This window comes from Sorangium sp. So ce204 (assembly GCF_051526795.1).
GTDB classification, from domain to species: domain Bacteria; phylum Myxococcota_A; class Polyangia; order Polyangiales; family Polyangiaceae; genus Sorangium; species Sorangium cellulosum_B.
Map to the genome: position 1 here is coordinate 12,946,914 of NZ_CP150317.1, position 19,890 is coordinate 12,966,803.

23 protein-coding genes are annotated in these 19,890 nt (G+C 70.2%); 9 read left to right on the forward strand and 14 right to left on the reverse strand.

Annotated elements, in window-relative coordinates; genetic code table 11:
* Positions 1-306: 306 nt before the first annotated feature.
* Positions 307-885 (reverse strand): hypothetical protein, encoded by a 579-nt coding sequence (locus WMF22_RS49020; RefSeq protein ID WP_437296721.1) that lies wholly within the window; start codon positions 883-885, stop codon positions 307-309.
* Positions 886-918: 33 nt separating this feature from the next.
* A complete protein-coding gene (locus WMF22_RS49025) occupies positions 919-1,767 on the reverse strand; it encodes an SDR family oxidoreductase (RefSeq protein ID WP_438034235.1) in 849 nt (282 codons plus the stop codon).
* Between the two features lie 205 nt (positions 1,768-1,972).
* Between WMF22_RS49025 and WMF22_RS49030 the strand changes: the two genes are divergently transcribed.
* Entirely contained in the window at positions 1,973-2,512 is a 540-nt protein-coding gene (locus tag WMF22_RS49030; protein ID WP_438034236.1) for a hypothetical protein, read from the forward strand.
* A 27-nt stretch (positions 2,513-2,539) separates the two neighbouring features.
* Here WMF22_RS49030 and WMF22_RS49035 read toward each other — a convergent pair whose 3' ends face one another.
* Positions 2,540-3,652: a hypothetical protein gene (locus WMF22_RS49035; RefSeq protein ID WP_437296724.1), complete on the reverse strand. Its 1,113-nt coding sequence runs from the start codon at positions 3,650-3,652 to the stop codon at positions 2,540-2,542.
* Between the two features lie 349 nt (positions 3,653-4,001).
* On the opposite strand from WMF22_RS49035, the gene WMF22_RS49040 reads away from it, so the two are divergent.
* Positions 4,002-5,198 carry a glycosyltransferase gene (locus WMF22_RS49040; protein ID WP_438037344.1) on the forward strand — a complete coding sequence of 399 codons (1,197 nt, stop codon included), beginning with the start codon at positions 4,002-4,004 and terminating at the stop codon, positions 5,196-5,198.
* A gap of 244 nt (positions 5,199-5,442) precedes the next feature.
* Here the strand turns inward: WMF22_RS49040 and WMF22_RS49045 are convergent, their stop codons facing one another.
* Both WMF22_RS49045 and WMF22_RS49050 read right to left on the reverse strand, forming a co-directional pair.
* Complete coding sequence (locus tag WMF22_RS49045; RefSeq protein WP_438034237.1) at positions 5,443-5,838, reverse strand: type II toxin-antitoxin system death-on-curing family toxin; 396 nt, start codon at positions 5,836-5,838, stop codon at positions 5,443-5,445.
* Between the two features lie 2 nt (positions 5,839-5,840).
* Positions 5,841-6,035, reverse strand: coding sequence for a DNA-binding protein (locus tag WMF22_RS49050; protein WP_438034238.1), 195 nt, complete (start codon positions 6,033-6,035; stop codon positions 5,841-5,843).
* Between the two features lie 188 nt (positions 6,036-6,223).
* On the opposite strand from WMF22_RS49050, the gene WMF22_RS49055 reads away from it, so the two are divergent.
* Both WMF22_RS49055 and WMF22_RS49060 read left to right on the forward strand, forming a co-directional pair.
* Positions 6,224-7,432, forward strand: a complete 1,209-nt coding sequence (locus WMF22_RS49055) for a winged helix-turn-helix domain-containing protein (RefSeq protein WP_438034239.1) — start codon at positions 6,224-6,226, stop codon at positions 7,430-7,432.
* A 310-nt stretch (positions 7,433-7,742) separates the two neighbouring features.
* Complete coding sequence (locus WMF22_RS49060; RefSeq protein WP_438034240.1) at positions 7,743-8,651, forward strand: hypothetical protein; 909 nt, start codon at positions 7,743-7,745, stop codon at positions 8,649-8,651.
* 161 nt (positions 8,652-8,812) lie between these two features.
* Here WMF22_RS49060 and WMF22_RS49065 read toward each other — a convergent pair whose 3' ends face one another.
* Positions 8,813-9,799 (reverse strand): LysR family transcriptional regulator, encoded by a 987-nt coding sequence (locus WMF22_RS49065; protein WP_438034241.1) that lies wholly within the window; start codon positions 9,797-9,799, stop codon positions 8,813-8,815.
* 118 nt (positions 9,800-9,917) lie between these two features.
* Between WMF22_RS49065 and WMF22_RS49070 the strand changes: the two genes are divergently transcribed.
* The 4 genes from WMF22_RS49070 to WMF22_RS49085 all read left to right on the forward strand — a co-directional run bounded on the left by WMF22_RS49070 (position 9,918) and on the right by WMF22_RS49085 (position 13,210).
* Positions 9,918-10,706, forward strand: coding sequence for an SDR family oxidoreductase (locus WMF22_RS49070; protein WP_438034242.1), 789 nt, complete (start codon positions 9,918-9,920; stop codon positions 10,704-10,706).
* A 112-nt stretch (positions 10,707-10,818) separates the two neighbouring features.
* Complete coding sequence (locus WMF22_RS49075; protein ID WP_438034243.1) at positions 10,819-11,736, forward strand: alpha/beta fold hydrolase; 918 nt, start codon at positions 10,819-10,821, stop codon at positions 11,734-11,736.
* A 170-nt stretch (positions 11,737-11,906) separates the two neighbouring features.
* Positions 11,907-12,860: an alpha/beta fold hydrolase gene (locus WMF22_RS49080; RefSeq protein ID WP_437296731.1), complete on the forward strand. Its 954-nt coding sequence runs from the start codon at positions 11,907-11,909 to the stop codon at positions 12,858-12,860.
* Entirely contained in the window at positions 12,860-13,210 is a 351-nt protein-coding gene (locus WMF22_RS49085) for a hypothetical protein (RefSeq protein WP_437296732.1), read from the forward strand. Before WMF22_RS49080 ends, WMF22_RS49085 begins: the two co-directional genes overlap by 1 nt.
* On the opposite strand, the gene WMF22_RS49090 is transcribed toward WMF22_RS49085, so the two are convergent.
* A complete protein-coding gene (locus tag WMF22_RS49090; RefSeq protein ID WP_438034244.1) occupies positions 13,194-14,198 on the reverse strand; it encodes a PA4780 family RIO1-like protein kinase in 1,005 nt (334 codons plus the stop codon). The two genes, WMF22_RS49085 and WMF22_RS49090, sit on opposite strands and share 17 nt — an antisense overlap.
* Positions 14,199-14,392: 194 nt before the next feature.
* Here WMF22_RS49090 and WMF22_RS49095 point away from each other — a divergent pair, with 194 nt between their 5' ends.
* Positions 14,393-14,893, forward strand: a complete 501-nt coding sequence (locus tag WMF22_RS49095; protein ID WP_438034245.1) for a VOC family protein — start codon at positions 14,393-14,395, stop codon at positions 14,891-14,893.
* Positions 14,894-14,989: 96 nt separating this feature from the next.
* Here the strand turns inward: WMF22_RS49095 and WMF22_RS49100 are convergent, their stop codons facing one another.
* The 7 genes from WMF22_RS49100 to WMF22_RS49130 form a co-directional block, all read right to left on the reverse strand.
* Positions 14,990-15,712, reverse strand: coding sequence for a hypothetical protein (locus WMF22_RS49100; RefSeq protein WP_438034246.1), 723 nt, complete (start codon positions 15,710-15,712; stop codon positions 14,990-14,992).
* A 1-nt stretch (position 15,713) separates the two neighbouring features.
* Complete coding sequence (locus WMF22_RS49105) at positions 15,714-16,328, reverse strand: RNA polymerase sigma factor (protein ID WP_437296736.1); 615 nt, start codon at positions 16,326-16,328, stop codon at positions 15,714-15,716.
* A gap of 8 nt (positions 16,329-16,336) precedes the next feature.
* Entirely contained in the window at positions 16,337-16,486 is a 150-nt protein-coding gene (locus WMF22_RS49110) for a hypothetical protein (protein WP_437296737.1), read from the reverse strand.
* 108 nt (positions 16,487-16,594) lie between these two features.
* Complete coding sequence (locus WMF22_RS49115; RefSeq protein ID WP_438034247.1) at positions 16,595-17,482, reverse strand: NmrA/HSCARG family protein; 888 nt, start codon at positions 17,480-17,482, stop codon at positions 16,595-16,597.
* Positions 17,475-18,224, reverse strand: coding sequence for an iron-containing redox enzyme family protein (locus WMF22_RS49120; protein ID WP_438034248.1), 750 nt, complete (start codon positions 18,222-18,224; stop codon positions 17,475-17,477). The genes WMF22_RS49115 and WMF22_RS49120 overlap by 8 nt, the downstream gene beginning before the upstream one ends.
* A 112-nt stretch (positions 18,225-18,336) precedes the next feature.
* Positions 18,337-19,044, reverse strand: coding sequence for a class I SAM-dependent methyltransferase (locus WMF22_RS49125; protein ID WP_438034249.1), 708 nt, complete (start codon positions 19,042-19,044; stop codon positions 18,337-18,339).
* On the reverse strand, positions 19,044-19,847 hold the full coding sequence (locus WMF22_RS49130) for a hypothetical protein (protein WP_437296741.1): 804 nt from the start codon (positions 19,845-19,847) through the stop codon (positions 19,044-19,046). Before WMF22_RS49130 ends, WMF22_RS49125 begins: the two co-directional genes overlap by 1 nt.
* Positions 19,848-19,890 lie beyond the last annotated feature (43 nt).

Below are 19,890 nucleotides of genomic sequence, written 5' to 3' on the forward strand. Positions count from 1 at the left end.
GTTCCTCCTCGAGCGACCCGACGCGGGTCAGCTCCGCACGGGCATGTGCAGACACCGTGCCGACGGCGACTCGCTCGACCGCCGCGAGGTCCTCGTGGGCACCCGCGTGCGTCGCGGATGATCGTGATGTCACCCTGTGCCGTCTGCCCTGTGTCACCTCGACCATTGGGAGAAGAGATATCCGTAAATTGCTCGAGATCCACCTGGTCGAGCGCCCGCACCGTGCGGCCGCCGGGCGCGACCCTGGTGCGCCCTTGCGAGGGGCCCGCGGTGACGCGTGCCGGAGCGGCTCCGATCGCCCGAGGCTCAGCCCGGGGCCTGCTGCAGGCGGTGCAGGTGGTGCTCCTCGCCGTTCAAGGTCAGCACCGCCATGAACCCGTCACGCGCTAGCTGCTTCTCGATCCTGAACTCGTGCGCTCCCTGGGGGACGGAGGTGTCGACGATGCGCGCGGCCTCCGGCTCCAGGGCGCCGCCGGGGTAGCTGTAGATGTCGAGGCGCAGCGCGCAGGCGCGCTCGATCGTCGCGCGGGCGACGAAGGCGTCACTGGCCTCCGTCACCGAGAAGGCGCTCCCGAGCTCGCCCTCGACGGAAGATCTCCTGAGCGCCCAGGCGATCTGCTGGCCGGCGATCGGGGCGTACACGTCCAGCACCATCACGTCCTTGTTCTGCTCCTTGAAGCGCGCGTGGAGGCGCGCCCGGGTGGCGGCGTCCACGCCGCCGCCGATCGTGATGAGGTCGAAGTCGCCGGCGTGGAACTCCGTGTCCGGCGACGCGCTCAAGGTGCCGACGGCCGAGTGCCCCTGTTTGTTCAGCGCTGCCACACTCCGCTCGAGGATATCTGCCCGCTTGCCGATGACGAGGATCCTGGTTGCTCTCGTTGTCATGCTCTCTCCTCCTTGGCGATCTACCGCAGTGCCCTACTGGAACGCTTTCACGTGGCGTTCCAGCCACTCGTCGAACGTCCGCGCCCTGCGCCCGAGGAGCTGCTCGACGGCGGACGACGGCTCCTCTCCCTTCCCGGACCTGATCAGCGCGAACGCCTCGAGCAAGGCGCGGATGAAGCCCTCGGGGAGCTTCGCCTTCACCATCGCCTCGCGGGCGGCGTCCTCGCTCACGTCGACGTACCTGAGCTGCCTGCCGATCGCGGCGCCGATCTTCGCCACCTGATCCGCCGCGCTCAGCGCCTCCGGCCCGGTGAGCTCGTACTCCTTGCCTTCGTGCCCCGGCGAGGTCAGCGCCTTCACCGCGACCGCCGCGATGTCGCGCTCGTCGATGGGCCTCGTCCTGGCGTCGCCCAGGGGCTGGAACACCGCGCCCTGCGCCTTGATGGACGCGGCCCACCGGAGCGTGTTCGAGGCGAACCCTCCCGGCCGGAGCATCGTCCAGGCGACGCCCGACGCCTTGACCCTCGCCTCGGCCTCGCGGTGCCAGCGGGCGATCTGGACGTCGGGCGCGCGGGCGACGCTCGACGACGAGAGCAGCACGATGTGCTTCACGCCCGCCCTCCTCGCCGCGTCGGCCGCGTTGCCGGCGAGGTCCGGCAGGGCGCCGCCCGCGCAGACAAGGAACGCCCTGTCCGCGCCCGCGAACGCGGCGTCGAGCGTCTCGGGCTTCGAGAGATCGCCCTTCACGACGGCGATATCGCCGCCGAGCGCCCCCAGCCTCGCCGGATCGCGCACGAGCGCGCGGACCGGCTGGCCCGCGTCGACGAGCTGCTCGAGCACCGCGCCGCCAACATTCCCTGTCGCTCCGGTCACCAGGATCATCCGCCGCTCCCTTCCATCGCGTTCACCTTCCATGGCGCACCGCCCTCGCCTCGCCGGCGGGCCGCGCCCGAAGAGCAGCGTGCAACGGAGCCTCCCGCATGTCGGATCTCACGCCAATGCATTGGAATATCTCTGCTCGTTTGTTCCTGCCCACCGCGGGCTTCCGCGCGGGAAGCGCTCTGTCGGCCGAGATCAATCGCCCGGCATGCTTGCCGCGTTCGCCTCCGCTCGTCGTATCGTGGGCGTCGTGCGGCCTAGCCCACCTGCCTCGCCCTCCCGTCTTCGCGAGTACCTGGCCATCCTCGCTGGCGCGCTGGCCGCGGGCGCCTGTGGCGCGCTCTTCGATCAGGTCACCGCCACGATCTCCCCGGAGTATTTCCTCGAGGGCAAGGGCCTCGCCGCGTCGAGCTTGCCGTTCCGGCTCGCGGTCGCCTGGACGGGGTTCCGGGGAGGTCTGCCGCTCGGCGCCCTCGTCACGGGCGTCGGCCTCCTCCGCTCCGCGCGAAGCGACCGGTTCTCGTGGCGCGCCTGGCTGGTCAGGATGATGGCGGCGCTCGCCGCCGCGCTCGCGCTCTGCCCGGCCGTCATGGCGGTGCTCGACCCGTTCGGCGTGCGCGAGGCGAGCCTCGGTGTGTGGTCCCGCGGCGCCGCCACGAGATACCTTGTCTGCTGGGGGCTCCATGCCGGCGCATACCTCGGCGTCCTCGTCGGCGTCTTTCTGAAGGGCCGACCCGCCCTCTCGTGATCCCTGGCCGGCGCGCCACGGCCCGCGCTATGCGGCCACGCCGAGGGTGCCGATCTCCTCGAACTCTCGGATCATCCGAGCGAGCCCGCCCTCGTCGACGCGGAGGCCGAGCGCCGCCGCGGCGTGGACGAGGAGCTTCCGCTCCCGCAGCGACGCGACCTTGTCCACGGCCGCCGCGATCTCGAGCGCGCGCAGCAGCGGGGCGCGCGCGCCCTCCGGCACGCCGCGGAGGCGCTCGATCCAGGTGATGTCGTCGGCGAGGCGCTCGTTCAGGCCAGCGCGCGCCGGGGCCGGCAGCCGCCGCAGCACGGCCGCGAGCAGCGCGGACTCCTCCGGGGTGAGGCGGCCGTCGGCGGTGAAGATGAACCAGAGCCCGTCGAACAGCCGATCGAGGTGCGGGCGCAGCGTCTCGTCGCAGAGCGCCTCGTCGAGCGCGCGCCGGTAACGCAGGTATCGACGCGCGGTATCCCCGAGGCGCCGGGTGACCACCCAGCTCGTGATCGACGACGAGGCGACCGAGAGCACGGGCACCAGGTTGCGCGCCACGCTCTCGCCGGCGAGCCGCGCCGCGAGCTGCTTCGCCACATCCGAGCCGCGCCCGCGCGCCGAGCGCACGAGCGCGCCCGCTGGATCGTCGGTGTCCTGGGGGTGCTCCACGGCGCCGAACGCGAGGGCGAGCAGCGCCCACACGTCGGCCGGCTCGTCCGGATCGAACCGGAGCCCGAAGAGATCCGCGAGCTCGCAGAGCATCTGCACGTGCAGGAGCAGCCGGAGCACCGTCTCTGCGCCCATCGCGAGCATGGCCGCAGGGATCGCGACGAGCCCGCCGAGCCCGTTCGTCTCGGCCGTGGCCACGGCCGCGCCGGTCGAGAGCGCCCCGGTCGCGCCGCCCGCGAGCGCCGAGCGGATGCAGGCGCGCCGGATGACCGCGCGCGCGTCGGTCGCCTCCGTCACGCCGGTCGACGCCGCGATGATCGCTGGGCGAAGCCGCCGGTTGTAGCGGCGCACCGCGCGGGACAAGAGCTCCTCGAGCCATGCATCGACAGGGCGCCCGCCCACGCCTGCTTCGCTCGTCGCCTCGCTCAGCGGGAGCGCCGCGGCCCCCGCTGCGTCACCGGGATGCGCAGCCTCGTCGCCCATGGATCAGGGCGGTTCAAGATGCATTCCGCGCCCCACGGGCGCCGAGGCCGAGCCCGTTCGCAGCCCTGCCGAGATCGGCATCGCCTTGTCGGGCACATAAGGATTCACCTGCTCCCTCACCAAGCAGGAGAGCACCTTCCGCTCACACGGCTCGACGAGCCGACTCAGCTCCAGGAGACTCCGGCCGTCTGGGCCTGAACGGATGATCCGTGGTAGGGGCGTCTCGCCCTGCCTCCCGTCTCAGCATGTATACCGGAACTCTGGCGTTGATACGATGAAAAAACGCGTCTCCGGTGCCATCGTCGCCTCCGTCATCCACGCGGCCCGCGTGGTGGAAGGGAGAGAGACGATGCGGGTATTGCTGACGGGAGTGGGGACTCGCGGTGATGTGCAGCCCGTGGTGGCCCTGGCCGTCGAGATGCGGCGCCGGGGGCACGATGTGAGGCTGTGCGTTCCGCCGAACTTCATCGATTGGGTGGGCGGTATGGGCTTCACGGCGACCCCGATCGGCATCGCGATGCGGCAACCGAGCGGTGCCGCTGCGCCGGCCGCCCCGCCGACGCCGGAGCAGGTCCGCGCGCTGGTCGAGCACCTCGCGAGAGACCAGTTCGACGCGACAGCGTCGGCGGCCGAGGGATGCGACGTGATCGTGGCCGGCGGAGCGCACCAGTACGCCGCGCGGTCCATCGCGGAGCGGCTGGGCATCCCGTCCGTGGTCGCCGTGTACGCGCCGGTGGCCCTGCCGTCGCCGGACCATGCGCCCGGCGGGGAGCCCGGGGGCGACCCGGAATCCAACCTCCGGCGCTGGCAGGATGAATCGCGGAGCTGGAACGAGCGCCTCCTCGATCGGCTCAACGCCAATCGAGAGCGCCTTGGCCTGGGTCCGCTGAGCGACGTCTTCAGCCACGTCCTGGGCAAAGCGCCGTGGCTCGCGGCGGACTCGGTCCTTGGGCCGCTGCCGGCGACGCCCGGCCTGCAGGTCACGCAGACGGGAGCCTGGCTCCTTCCCGACCAGGCGCCGCTCGTCCCCGAGCTGGAAGCGTTCCTCGCCGCCGGCGAGCCGCCCGTCTACGTCGGCTTCGGAAGCATGCCTGTCGACTCGCAGACGGGCCGTGTCGTCATCGAGGCCGTGCGGGCTGCGGGGCGCCGGGTCGTGCTGTCGCAGGGGTGGGCCGAGCTCGGTCTCATCGACGACGCCCCCGACGGCATCGCGATCGGCGACGTCAACCAGCAGGCGCTGTTCCCGAGGGTCGCCGCGGTGGTGCACCACGGCGGGGCGGGCACGACAACGACGGCGGCGCGCGCGGGCGTCCCGCAGGTGATCGTCCCGATGTTCGCCGATCAGCCCTACTGGGCGTCGCGCGTCCGGGCGCTCGGGCTCGGGACGTCCGTGGCCCGTGGTGCGCTGAGCGCGGAGTCCCTTCTGGCCGCGCTGGAGGGCGCCCTCGACCACGGGGTCGCCGCCCGCGCGGCGGCGAGCGCAGGCGCCGTGGCGGTGGATGGAACGGCCATCGCCGCCGACCTCATCGAGCGGGCCGCCGCGTGAACCGCGGGTGATGGCCGCGTTCGTCCGGCCGTGTCAGCAGGTCAACCCGGGGTGATGCGCAGCTCGAACGAAACGGCAGAGTGAAGCCGCTCGTGCCCTTGGACGTGTCGCCCGTCACCACCGCGGCCGTCACCGGCGGGACAGTCGGCCGCCTCTTCACAGGATCTGACTCTCGTCTCGGGCCGCCGTGGCCGCGTCGCGCTGTAGGCCACTCCATCCGACGGCCTGCGTGCGTACACTCCTGTTAGAGGGAGGGTTCCCGCCGCCGGACATGCTGTTCGAGCCAGGCGAGCAGCTGGTCTCGTGAGAGCGCGCCGGAAGCAAGCGAGAGCATGATGCGCTCTTGATCATCGACATGGGCATCAAGGGAGTAGCCGTTCAGCACGAGGAAGACTTCCATCGCCGCATGACCGACACGCTTGTTGCCGTCGATGAATGGGTGGCCTTGCACGAGCGAGAAGCAGAGAGTCGCTGCCTTGGCGAGCACGGTAGGATAGAGCTCCTCACCCCCGAAGGTCGCCTTCGGCTGGGCCACAGCTGCCTCGACGGCGTGGAGGTCGCGAACGCCTGCGGCGCCACCGCTCGCCGCAACAACCCGCTCGTGGAGGAAGAAGACCTCCGCCAAGGTCAAGTAACGCACGCTCAGGCGAGCCGCCTGTACAGCTCTTCGTTCTTCGCGAGGGCAACCTCGGCTGCAGCATGAAACTCGTCGTCCGGCGTCGTCAGCAGATCCGCCACGGCGGCTCGCGCGAGCTCTTCCGGCTGCAAGCCGAGGCTCTTTGCGCGTTCCTGGAGGCGGTCGGCTTGCGCGGGCGACAGGTCGATGGCGAGCTTCATGAGACGCAGTGTACCTCGGGCGACCCTGCCTCGTCACCCGGTATACGGGTGGGCCGCCGAGCGATGAACCGAGCTCCAGCGGAACGCGGACGAACGCACCGGGATCGGATGTCGGGAGGGTGTCGATGATCGGTTGCCAAGCGAGCACGGCCAGCTAGGGTGCGGGCTCGAGCGGACGGAAGGCGCGGATGAAGGACACCCTGTCGGCGGCGGAGGCCCGGCGCATCGCGCTGGCGGCGCAGGGCTTCGGGGCGGAGCGCCTCGGGCCGGCGACGACGAAGCAGCAGTTGACCCGGCTGATCGAGCGGCTGGGCGTGGTGCAGATCGACAGCGTCAACGTCGTCTCGCGCACCCATTACCTGCCGGCCTTCTCGCGGCTGGGGGCCTATCCGCGGCCGATGCTGGAGGAGCTCGCGTGGGCGAGCAAGCGGCCGCTGTTCGAGTACTGGGCGCACGAGGCGTCGCTGCTGCCGCTCGCCACCCAGCCGCTGCTGCGCTGGCGGATGGCCGACGCGCACGACGGGGTGGGCGTCTGGAAGGGCGTGGCGCGCTTCCTGCGCGAGCATCGGCCGATGGCGGACCGGGCGCTGGAGCAGATCCGCGAGCGCGGGCCGCTGGCCGCCTCCGAGCTCGAGATCGGCAAGAAGGGGCCGGGCGGCTGGTGGGGCTGGAGCGACGCCAAGCGGGCGGCAGAGTGCCTGTTCTGGAGCGGCGAGCTGACGACTGCCACCCGGCGGGGGACCTTCGAGAGGGTGTATGGCCTGCCGGAGAAGGTGCTGCCCAGGGCGGTGATCGAGGCGCCGACGCCCGCGCGCGAGGATGCCCAGCGCGCGCTGATCCGCATCGCCGCCCGGGCCCTCGGCGTGGCGACCGAGCGGGACCTGCGGGACCATTTCCGCATGGGGGTCGCCGAGACGAAGGCGCGGGTCACCGAGCTAGTCGAAGCCGGTGAGCTGAGCCCCGTGAGCGTGAAGGGCTGGCGGGAGCCGGCCTTCCTCGATCCGGCTGCGCGGCGGCCGCGGCGGATCGAGGCCTGCGCCCTCCTCTCGCCCTTCGACAACCTGATCTGGTTCCGCGAGCGCACCGAGCGGATGTTCGGCGTGCGGGTGCGGCTCGAGATCTACACCCCCGCGGCGAAGCGGACCCACGGCTACTACGTGCTGCCGTTCCTCGAGGGCGACGCGATCACCGCGCGGGTGGACCTGAAGGCCGATCGCAAGGCGGGCGTGCTGCTCGTGCAGGCAAGCCACGGCGAGCCCTGGGCGGGCGCGCAGACGCCGGAGCGGCTGGCGGGCGAGCTGCGGACCATGGCCGCGTGGCTGGGGCTGGAGCGCGTGCGGGTGGAGCCGAGGGGCGACCTGGCCGAGCGGCTGGCGAAGGCCCTGTCGGGCAGATAGCCACGAACGACACGCTGCGTGTGCCCAGGGGGCGAGCTTCACACGTCTCTCTAGGTGGGTCGGGTCGCCGCCGGAGATCGCTTCAAGGCGCGCGGAAGATCGCGCAACCCCGAGCGCAACTCTCGCCGGGTCCGGGCCCTGGTGTCGGGGCGCACGCAGGTCACACGGCGTGACAACTCGAGGGAGGTGCCCGGAATTGAAGAGCAGGACACGGCTGCTCCGGCTCCTGCGGGCCCCATGCATGAGCTTGGCATACCGCCTGGAGAGCCCGCATGTCCAGCGTGGCTGTAAACACCCGAGAGACGACCCGATGCCCTCCGTGACCCATGAAGGCTTGGTGGAGCTGTTCAAGAACCGGCCGACGCTGGCCGCCGAGATGCTGCACGACGCGCTCGGCCAGCCTGTACCGGTCTTCACGGAGGCGCGCGTCGAGTCCTCCGATCTCGCCGAGATCGTTCCCTCGGATCGCCGCGCGGACGTCATTGTCGTGCTGCTGGTCGGCGAGCAGCAGCAGCCCGCGATGGCCATCGTCGTCGAGGTCCAGCTCGGCGTGGACCCGGACAAGCCGTACGTCTGGCCCGTGTATGTCACCCAGACGAGGGCCCGGCACCGCTGCCCGACGTGGCTGCTGGTCGTGACGATCGATGCGGGGATCGCGCGGTGGTGCGCGAGGCCGATCGACGCGGGCCACCCCGGCTTGACGCTGACGCCGCTGGTGCTCGGGCCCGAGGGCGTCCCGGTCGTCACCGATGCCGCGCAGGCGAGGACGGCGCCCGAGGTGGTCGTGCTCTCGGCCATGGCGCACGGGCAGGGCGAGGCGGGGGAGGCGATCGGCGCGGCGTTCCTGGCGGCGGCAGCCGGGCTCGATGAGGAGCGCCGCGCCGTCTACGGAGACCTGGTGCTATCCTCGCTGAACGCAGCGGCGAGGCGGACATTGGAGGCGATGATGAAGAGCGGATACGAATTTCAGAGCGAATTCGCGCGCAGCTACGTGGCCAAGGGCGTGGAGAAGGGGCTGGAGCAGGGGCGGCAGCAGGGGCTCCTCGAAGCGAAGGCTCAGGCCGTGCTGGCCGTCCTCGAGGCCCGCGGGCTGGAGGTCCCTGCCGAGGTCCGGGAGCGCGTCCTCACGAGTACCGACCTGGCCGAGCTGGACCGCTGGATCCGCCGCGCTGCATCCGTCGGCGACGCCCGGGAGCTGCTCGCGACGACTGGCGCCTGAGCGCGTGCAGCGCTGGGGAGCCGTCGAGCGGCCGGCGACACGGTGGGCCGGAGCATGTGGAGCCAGCGCCCGTGGCTTGGTCACCCCAACCTCGGTCGGGTCACTCCGGGGCCCTGTCGGGCAGATAGCCACGGACAACACGCTCCTTCACCGCGCACGCCTCACCACGCGCGCTTCACCGCGCCGGAGCGGGCGAGCGGCTTTGCGCTCTTCGCCTCCAGCGATCCGACGACGTTCGCCACGACGTCGCGGATGAACCGCCCCGCCGGATCGTCGTCGGTGGTGCGCGACCACAAGAGCTCGAGCTGCGCGCCCTCGAGAGAGAACGGCACGGGGACCGCGCGCAGATGCGGCCGCGCCCGGATGAGGTGGCCAGCGAGCAACGACGGCACCGTGGCCACGAGGGGAGAGCCCTCGATGAGGTCCGCGATGTAGCCGAAGGAGTGCACGGAGACGCGGACCGTCCTGGTTTTGCCCAGCGCGTCTTCCACGACGCCTCGCGTGTCGCCGGCATACGAGACGACGATATGCTCCTGGGTGAAGTAAGCGCGCTCGGTGAGCGGGCGTGGGAGCCTGGTGAAGCGCGCGTCGTACAGGCAAACGAACGCCTTCGGCCCGCTCGGGTGCGCGGTGAGCGGCTGGCGGAGGATGGATTTCGGCAGCTCGTCCGCCACGGTGACGGCGAAGTCGATCTTGCTCGAGAGCAGGCTCTCCTCGACGGTCCGAAATTGCACGGGCAGCACGATGAACTGCATGCGCGGCGCCTCGGCGCGGAGCTCTGCTATCAACCTCGGGAGGATCACGGACTCGAGCCCGTCGGCGAGCCCGAACCGGATCGTGGCGGTCGAGAGCTTCGGATCGAAGCGCGGCGCCGCCGTCGCGGCGGCGATGAGCGGCGTGAGGTGCGCGCGCGCCGCCGCGAGCAGCTCGGCGCCGCGCGTCGTCAGCGCGACGCCGCGACCCTGACGGGTGATGAGCTCTGCGCCGACGAAGGTCGCGAGCCTCCGCATCGAGGCGCTCACGGCCGGCTGCGTCACGTAGAGGCGCGACGCAGCGCGCGTGAGGCTCCCTTCCTCCGCGACCACCACGAACACGCGGAGCAGGTTCAGGTCGAGATCGCGACCATAACCATGGTTTATGTTCTCCATCACGACTATCCATTAGCATTTCTGTTTGCTCCGCCGTACTCCTTTCCGTGGGTCGCGGCGCCGGCGGAGGCGTCGAACGCGTGAACGCTCCCTCGGAGCTCGAAGAAGAGGTCCAATCATGAAACTCCAAGGCAACACCATCCTCATCACCGGTGGAAGCGGCGGCATCGGCTTCGAGCTCGCGTCGCAGCTCCTCCGTCGCGGCAACACGGTCATCGTGACAGGCCGCGACCAGGGCGCGCTCGACGCCGCGCGGCGGAGGCTGCCTGGGCTACGGACCCTCCAGAGCGACGTGCGAGACCCCCACGCGATCGCGGCCCTCCACGAGCGCGTGATGAAGGACTTCCCCGCGATGAACGTCCTCATCAACAACGCAGGGATCATGCGCAAGGTCAACCTGCAGACCTTCGGGGCCGATCTCCAGGGCATCACGGAGGAGATCGAGATCAACCTGAGCGGCTCGATCCGGATGGTGATGCAGTTTCTCCCGCACCTCAAGGCCCAGGCACGCGCGGCGATCGTCAACGTGTCGTCGGGGCTCGCCTTCAACCCTTACCCGATCGCCCCGATCTACGGCGCGACGAAGGCGGGGATCCACTCGTTCACGCAGTCGCTGCGCGTCCAGCTCAAGCAGACGAACGTCAGGGTCTTCGAGCTGGCACCTCCGGCGGTGGACACGCCCCTGAACCACACGTTCGCCGACGAGCTCCGGGGCACGCCGCTCATGAGCGTCGCGAAGCTCGTCGACGAGACCCTGAAGGGGCTCGAGAGAGACCGCCCGGAGATCCGCGTCGGCTTCGCGAACGTCTCCAAGCTCATGAGCCGCATCGCGCCGGGCTTCATCCTCAAGCAGCTCAGCAAGCCGGTCGATCAGATGCTCGCGCAGATGAAGCAGCTGAGCAGCTAGAAACCCATGGATGGATGCCGCGCGGGGCAGGCGGGACGAGGAGTCCTCGCCGGCGCTGCGCAAGCCTGGTTCATCGGCCGCCGTGTCACAAAGGGCCGGGAAGGAGCGCGCGATGGTGACGGAAGCACGAGGCGGCCGAGAGGGCCGCTCCTCGACATCGAAAGAACCCTACGCGGCGGGCGTCGTGACCTCCAGGGACGGCACCACGATCGGCTACCGCCAGATCGGCCGAGGTCCCGGCGTCATCCTGGTGCAAGGCGCGATGGGGACCGCCGCCAACTACGACCAGCTCGCGAGGGCCCTGGCCAACGACTTCACGGTCTACCTCCCTGACCGGCGGGGGCGGGGCATGAGCCCGCGGGAGTACGACGCCGGGCACTCCATCGAGAGAGAGGTCGAGGATCTCGATGGCCTCCTCTCACGAAGCGGCGCAGAGCTCGTGTTCGGGCTCAGCTCGGGAGCGATCATCACGCTCGAGGCCGCGCGCGCCTTGCCCTCCGTCCGCAAGGCGGCGGTCTACGAGCCCCCGTTTTATCTCGAGGGAGTGCCCCTCGATGAGATCGCTCGCTTCAACGACGAGATCCGCCGCGGGCAGCTGGCCTCGGCGCTCGTCACGGTGAGCCACATCGTGCGTCTCGCCCCGGGGTTCCTCGCCGCGGTCCCGCGCCCGCTGCTCGCGCTGGCGACGAAAGGATTTCTCCGCCTGGACGACAGGAGGGGCTCGGGGCAGTACGCGCCGGTGCGCGAGCTGCTCCCGGCGATGCGCTTCGATTTCAAGATGGTCGTCGACAGGGGAGGAAGCATCACCTCGTTCAAGGCCGTCGACGCCGAGATCCTCCTGCTCGGAGGCACGAAGAGCCCAAGGTACCTGAAGAACGCCCTCGATGCGCTGGAGACGATCCTCCCCAGGGTCCAGCGGACAGAGCTCGAAGGCGTCGGTCACGAGGCTCCCTGGAACGCCGATCGGGGAGGGAGCCCCGAGCTCGTCGCGCGATCCCTGCGCGGGTTTTTCAGGGAAGACCGCGTCTGAGCTCAGCGACGCCGCCTGTTCGCGTCGCGGATCCGTCGGTCTGCTCGGGATCGAGCGGCGGCGGGAGCGTCACGCCCAGCATCTCGGCCACCGAGGGCCACCGTCCGGCGCTGCGGGGCCCGGCGTCGCCCCCGGCGCCGATCCGTGCCAGGATGCGGCCGGGTCGTCGCATGGGAAACCACCTGGAGCGGGTCGTCGGGGTGCTCAACGGCGTCCTCGGCGACTACCTGAAGCGGACCAGCAACGGACTCGCGACCGCGATGCAGCTCGTCCGGGACGGGCACCCCGTGCCGATGGCCAGGGCATTTCCCGCGGCCGCCTCTGCCCAGGCCATGCCCCGCGTCGTCGTGCTCGTGCACGGGCTGATGAGCACCGAGGAAGTCTGGACGATGCCGGACGGCGAGACGTACGGATCGCTCCTTGCGCGCGACCTCGGCTACACGCCGTTTTACGTGCGGTACAACAGCGGCCTCCGTGTCTCCGAGAACGGCGAAGCTTTGGATGCCCTCCTCGAACAGCTCGTCTGCGCCTATCCTGTTGCGGTGGAGGAGCTGGCCCTCATCGGCCACAGCATGGGCGGCCTCGTCGCGCGCAGCGCCGCGCACACGGCGAGCGACAAGGATCGACGGTGGCTGCCCCTCGTCAAGCGGGCCTTCTATCTCGGCACACCGCACCTCGGCGCCCCGCTGGAGCGCTTTGGCAACGTGGTCACGTGGGCGCTCGCGAGCATCGACAATCCGTACACGAAGCTCATCGCCGACATCGTCGACCTCCGCAGCGGCGGGATGAAAGACCTGGCGTATGCCAATCTCCGCCGCGAGGACTGGGAGGGCGCCAGCGCGAACGCCCTGCTCCAGAATCGCCGCCATCCCGTGCCCCTGCTCCCCCACATTCGCCATCATCTCATCGCCGGCGCGCTCACGGCCGACCCGAGGCTCTCCCTCCTGTTCGGGGACGCGATGGTCTCGCTGCGGAGCGCCACGGGGCGGGCGGTCGCCGAGGACCGGTGCTCGCCCTTCCCTCAAGAGCACGCGCGGATCATGCCGTCGCTCGGGCACCTGCGCCTGGCTCACGACCCGGGCGTCTACGCGCAGATCCGCGCGTGGTGCGAGGAGGCGGTGTGATGGACCGGTGGCGCGGCTTGAAGGACCTGGTAGAGGACGCGGTCGACCACGGCTCCCGGCGCGTGGAGCGCCTCCAGAAGCACGCGGCGAAGCTGCCCTTCGACCTGCTGGAGCAGATCCCCCCGATCAAGGCGCCCGTGAGGGGGATCCGGCTCATCCACGATACGACGCTGTCCGGCGTCCACGGGGCGATCCGCCTCGTCAACCGCGCCGTGGGAGGCGCGGTGGATGTGGTCCTCTTTCTCGTGGAGCAGAAGGCACGGTCGGGGGAGGCGCCGGCCGGTAGCGCGGACGCCACGCCGGACGCGCCCTCCGGGAGCTCGGACGGAGACGTCAAGCCCGGCGCGTGATCGCCGCGCTGCCCGCCTGCGCTGGGCGCGTGATCGCCGCGCTGCCCGCCTGTGCTCCCTGCGCGTTCCGGCGCGCGCGGTCGCGTGGGCCGCTCGGTAGAATCACCACCTCGACCTCGCGAGGCGGGGACGATACGCCCCGCATGCTCCGCCCCTGCGCCTCACGGCGGCGGCGCTCGTCGCGGTTGGCGTCGCCGATGAGCCCCAGGACCGCCTCGGTATCGACCCGCCTCGAAGACGCCCGGAAACGGCCGCTCAGCCGCGTCTCGGGCGTGAGCTGGCTGCACGCGTAGAGCTCCCACATCTCCTGCGCGTAAGGGCGGGGCTGTCGGTTGGGAGCGAACCGAGAGAGGAAGCGCTGGAGGTTGTCGACGTCGCGCAGCAGCAGCTTTCTCGCGTTCTGATTGCTGGAAGCGTCCACCGCCTGCGGGAAATCGATGACGACCGGCCCGTCCGCCCCCATCAGCACGTTGAAGTCGGACAGATCGCCGTGCACGACCCCGGCGCTCAGCATCCGGACCGCTTCTTCCAGCAGTCGGTCGAAGACCCTCACCGCCTCGTCGGGGTTCAGTCTCACCTCGGCGAGCCGCGGGGCCGGGCTGCCGTCGGCGCCGGTGATGAGCTCCATGATCAGCACACCGTCGATGAAATGGTGAGGTATCGGGACGCGCACCCCCGCGCTGTGCAGGCGGAAGATCATGTCCACCTCGGTCGATCTCCAGGCGGCTTCGTCCTGCGCACGACCATGGCGCGAGCGCTTGTTGATCGCGCGCTGATCGCGGCTGTTGCGCACCTTGCGCCCCTCCGTGTACTCCGCGCGGTTCTTGAAGGTCCGGTCGTGCGCCTCTTTGTAGACCTTGGCCACCCGAAGCTCGCCGCCGGAGCGCACCAGGAAGACCTCCGCTTCCTTGCCGCTCATCAGCGGGCGCACGACCTCCTCGATGAGCCCTTCGTCGGCCAGAGACATCAGGCTGCTGGGAATTCGCATCTCGTTCTTGCTTCTCCGCCGGGGATCGTTCGCCGCCTTCTAGCCACACGATCTGGGGCGCCGCAACTGGATTGGCCTTCCCCGCTCCCGCGGACACTCCGGACGACGCCAGGGAGCAGGAATGGGACGGCGAAAGAGGAGGGCGTTCCCACGAAGAGCGCTCGGCCGGCCGGAGCTGGGCTACCGTGATCGCCATGAACCTCGCCGGAATCGCCCACATCCAGCTCTCGGTCACGGACTTCCCGCGCAGCCGCGCGTTCTACCGCGCGCTGTGCGAGCACTTCGAGATGCAGTGCCAGTACGACGATCCGGGCAGCGAGGACGAACGACCAACACTTTATTACATCGGCGGCAAGACCGGCCTGTTGATTCGCCCCGTGAACCCGGAGCACGCCGGCGCCCGCTTTCACCAGTACAAGCCCGGGCTGCACCACCTGTGCTTCCGCGCCCGCAGCCGCGAGGATATCGACGCATTTTACGAGTTCTTCGAGAGCACGCTGGCCGCGCTCGGCGGCAAGCTCGTGCACGCGCCGCAGGACGGTGCGTGGGCGGCAGGCTACTACTCGATCGTGTTCGAGGATCCGGACGGCATCCGGCTCGAGATCAACCACGTCCCCGGCAAGGGCAACCTGTCCGAGGGCGTCGAGCTCCCGTTGCCCGCGCGCGTCCCGGGGGGCGTGCCCGAGCAAGCGTGAGGCGGCGCCGTCTTCTCCTCTCCGCCTTCATCAGGCGACGAGCGCATCGCCTCGCGCGCTGCGGAGCTCCGCGGACGCCCCCTCCGCCTCGTTCGGCTACGGCGGAGGTGCCGTCTCCGCCTCGTCCTGCGGGGGGCCCTCCAGCTTGATCTGCACCTTCACCTTCCGCTTCTCTCCGTCTCCCTCGATCTGCACGTCGACCTTCCCATCGACCCCTTGCGCCGCGAGCTGCTCCATCACCTGCCGCCGCGCCGCCTCCACGTCGTCCTTGTCGAGCACGTCCAGATCGAGCAGCTCGTGCCCGAGCTTTGCTCCCAGCGTCCCGCGCACGGTCCCCGCCAGCACGTCCTCCCGGATCTCCGCGCCGGCGAGCGCCGGGAACGCCGCCCGGATCCGCTCGGCCACGTCGCCCTCCGGCACCTCGTCGCCCCACACATCGAGCGTCAGCGTCGTCGCCCCGCCGCCGCGCCGCCCCCGCACCAGGACGCGCGCCCTCCGCTCCGTCTTCCCCTCGCCGCGCACGGCCGCCATGAGCGCCTCGGGCTCGGGCAGCTCCGCGCCGTCCGCCACCTGGATGCTGATGCTCCGTCCCACGGGCACCTCCACGTCCGCGGGCGCCACGCACGCCGCCGCCCCGCACACCGCTGCCGCCGCCGCCACCACCAGCGCCTTGCGCAACCAGAGCCGCTTCATCGGGACCACCTCCTGCTCGGGGTAGAGCTGCCCGAACGCCGCCATCAGCTCGCCTTCGAGCTCGCGCGCGTGTTCTGGCCTGAGCGGCGCCGGCTCCCCGAACAGCCGGCGCAGCTTTCGTCGCACCTCAAAGCCCAGCATTGGAAACACCCTCTCCGCGGGACTCGCCCGCGTCCTGCTCGGCGCGCGCCTCGAGCCGCGCCTTGAGCTCGCGCAGCGCCCGCGACGCCCGCTGCTTCACCGCGTCCGCGCGGAGCCCGAGCAGCTCCGCGATCTCCTGGTGTTTCAGCCCGTCGCCGTACCGCAGCGCCAGCACCTCCCTCGCCTCCGCCCCGAGCGCCTCCAGCGCGTCCCTGACCGCGCGGAGCTCCTCGCCCCGCACGAGCGCGTCGAGCGGCGTCCCCGCCTCGTCCGCGAGCACGCCCGCGAGATCGTCGATCGGCGCCTCGTGCCGCGCCGCCCGCGCGTGGTCGATGACCAGGTTCCTGGCCATGGCCAGCACGAACATCCGCGGCGTCCCCTTGCGCCGGTCGAACTCTCCCAGCCGCTCCAGCAGCCTGTGGAAGACCCGCGCGACGAGATCCTCCGCGTCCTCCCGCCGGCCCACGCGTCGCGAAACGAAGCGCGCCACCGGGTCGTACAGCTCCTGGTAGAGCGCCCGGAACGCGCCGCGATCGCCGCGCCGGGACGCCTCGATCAGCTCGCAGAGGTGGTCATCGCGGGAGGGCCAGAGGAAGCTCATCGCGGGGCTCACCCTCCTCTACGGCAGAGGCGCCAGAAGGTGACAGGCGAGCGGTCGATTCGTCGGGGGCCCTGGGCGACCGCCCGGCGACGGCGCGCCAGCAAGGCCTTGATGGTCTGGCTCGCCCGTTCGGGATCGAGCGCGTCGACGAGCGGCATGACGAGCATCCCGTCGGCGCTCGGCAAGATCGGCGTCGCGAGCTCCCGGGCGAGCGGATCTCTCGATCCAGGGGGCCCGAGAATAAGGCCCTTTCGCGTCGCCGTGCTTCAGGTGTCGAGCACCGTCCAGTTCTGCTCCGCCGCCCACGTCGAGAACGAATGCCACCCGACTTCGGGGTAATCGCGCCGGAGCCGGACGATGTCGGCCGAGAAGCCGGCGCGCTCGTACCACGAGAACATGCTCGCCATGCCCTCGCTGCCCGCGCGCACGGCGTCGAGCGGGAGCTCCACGTACTGGATCTTCTTGCCGGACGCGCGGGTGATCGCCTCCGCTGCGTCCAGCGCGCAGACCTCGTCCGAGGCGATGTCGATTCGCGCGCCGAGGAACGGCTCGCGTTGCTCGAGCACCAGGGCGGTGAACACGGCGATGTCGGCGACCGCGATCTGCTGGAGCGTCCGCGTCCCTGACATGGCGATGAGGAGCCTGCCCTCGCAGAGGCCGGGCAGGAGAAAGACGCGCAAGAAGTTCTCCATGAAGAACGCCGGGCCGATGATAGTGAAGGGAACGTCGAGCGAGCGCAGGTGCCCCTCCACCTGGAACTTGCTGTCGAAGAGCGGCACGCCCGTGCCACGATCGGCGCTCGCGACGGACGAGTAGACGACGTGCCCGACCCTGGCGGCCTTGGCGGCATCGAGCACCGCGCGCGCCTGCCGGATCTCCAGGCCGGCCCCCGCCTCGGACGGGGCCATCGCGAACACGGCGTCACAACCTGCTGCAGCGCGCTCGATCGACCCCTGATCGTCGAAGGACCCTAGCGTGAGCTCCGCACCGAGCTGGCGGAGCTGCGAGACCTGGGGGCCATCGGCTCTCCTCGTGAACGCACGCACATGGTGCCCTCTGGCGAGGAGGGTTCGAGCGACAGCGCCGCCCTGCCACCCGCTCGCCCCCGTGACGAGCACGGTCAGCCCAGTCCGGTTCCAAGCCACCTCATTCACCTCCATGATCATGCGCCTGAGTGGCCTTGCGGGTAAGAGCCAGCGCAGCCACGCCGTCGAGGAACTCCCACAGCGCGGCCCATTGCGCGATCGCTCCGCGCCATGTGGCTTCGAGCGATGGGCCGCGCTCCGTGACCAGCGCCGCGAGCACGCCGGAATCCTCGGCGTGATCGACCTCGAGCACCTCGTGAATGGCCAGCCAGGCGAGCGCGTCCGACGAGATCGCATTCTGGCGTCGGATCTCGTCGCCCAGGCAGCGATCCATCTTCTTCGCGAAGATCTCTGCGACGATCAGCGCGCCCACGGCCTCGTAGGGATCTGCAGCCTCGAACAGGGCCGTGGATCGCTCGCCGAGGCGTTTTCCGGGCCTGAGCACGTCGCCTCGGACGTCGCTCGGACGCCAACCATCGAGGCCAGTCACGAACCGATCCAGGAGATCACTGTGGATCTTCTTGCAATCGCCGTTCCCCAGCTCGTCGTTCAACTGCTTCGCCATGAGCGAGGCGATGCGGCGATCGTCGATGCGGGCGATCGTCTGGGCGAGCCAGCGGACGAAATGAGGGGAGATGCCGGCATGGGTGTTCGCCACCAAAAACCAGATCGCCCGCAGATCGACGGGGTTCTCCCTGAGCGACACGAACAGCGGGTGCGCCGAGACGTCCCGCGCCTCGTATTCGTCGACGATGTGTGTCGCCGGTAAAAGAGCTGTATCCTCGCTACGCATTTCAATTGCACTGGTCACGTTTAGGCTCTCCTTGTTGCATCAGAGCGGTGCTCAGACGAGCGTGATGCGAGCGCACCAGGTGCGCCGAGATGAGCCACCTGGGTGCTCTCGGCGTTCTTGGCGGCCCATTTCATTCGGGTGGCCTCACCAGACGCGGGCGAGCCCTGCTCTGGATCCGCTCAGGGCTGGAGGCCCGCTCGACCACCCAGTGGCGATCGGACACCTGGGCGATGTCGACCTCAGCGAGCCCTGCGCTTCGGCAGCAGGCGCGGACCTCGTCCAGCGTCAGCGCTGCGTGAAGCGAGTTCCGGAACAGCGCGCGCTGGTAGGCCGTGTCGCCGCCGGCATAGCGCTCGACGAGGGCATCGAGGTCCCTGAGGGTGGTCGGTCGCAGCAGATCCTTGATCAGGATGGCCGCGCCTCGCCTGCCCACGCGCTGCGCCTCTGCGAACAAGATGGTCGGGTCCGCCAGGTGATGAGCCAGGCTGTTCGACACCACGGCGTCGAAGGCGCGCTCGGGGAACCCCGTGGCCTTCGCGTCGCCGCGCGCGACGTGGATGCGGTGCCGCGCAGGCGACGCACCAGCGCGCCGCCGCGCGATCGCGAGCATCGCCTCGGCCAGGTCGATCGCCGTGACGTCGAGGCTCGACAGCTCGGCGATGCGGATCGCGATGTCGCCGGGCCCGGTGCCGATGTCGATCAGCCGGCCCTGGGCGGGGGCGAGTTCGACGGCGCGCCGCGCGAACGCCTCGTTGACGACGTCATTGGAGATCGCCGCGTACTCGGCGGCGTCCTCCTCGGTGTCCATCGCTTCTGGTTCCAGGATTCGAGGTAGCATCACAGGTGCTCCGTCGAGCGTCGGGACGCCATGCGGGACTCGTAGCCGGTGAGGACATGGTGGAAGACGTCGTAGTCGCTGGCGACGAAATACATGGATTGCATGCTGGAAAACTCGATGTCATATCCGATGACATCCATCGAGTACGGGCGGATCTGCGCGTCGCCCCTACACGCGAGGCGGCCCTCTCGGTGCGACGAGAGCAGCGCTGCGCCGAACAGCCGGAACTCGTCGGCCGTGCCGATGAGGCCGAACTCGACGCTCCATAAGAAGATTCGGTTGAGCTCGGTCTGCTCCGAGGGATTCGCGCTCGCGGCGATCCCGGCGCGGCGGGCCGACGCCTCTGCCAAAGCGATCTCCTCCGGCGACGCCGACTGGCTCATCAGCGTGGACATCTGCCGGTTCGCCTCGTAGAGCCAGCGGTCGTGGTCGTTTCCTCCGGCCACGATCATCATCTGCGCGAGGCGTTGCAGGTAGGTGCGGTACGCTGCGCAGAACAACATCGGCAGGTGTCCCAGCACGTCGTGCACGAAGTCGGGCGCCGGCGCGTGATCGATGTGGTGCTCGCTGCGCATGAAGGTGGCGATCGGAAAAACTCTCCTCGCGAGGAGAGTGGCGTATACGCGCGATGGGACATAGCCGTCCACGCAGATCGCCATCCACCCGATTTCCTCTACGCGGCGGCTGATCTCCTGGATGGACGGGACTCGGCGGGGATCCAGGTCGAGGCGAGCGAACCCCGTCAGATACCCCGGATCGACGTGGTCCCTCAGCTCGTCGAGCATCGCCTTGTGAGCTTCCATCGTTTGCTGCCATACGCGGGAGGCTCCGCGGTCGTCGCCGAGC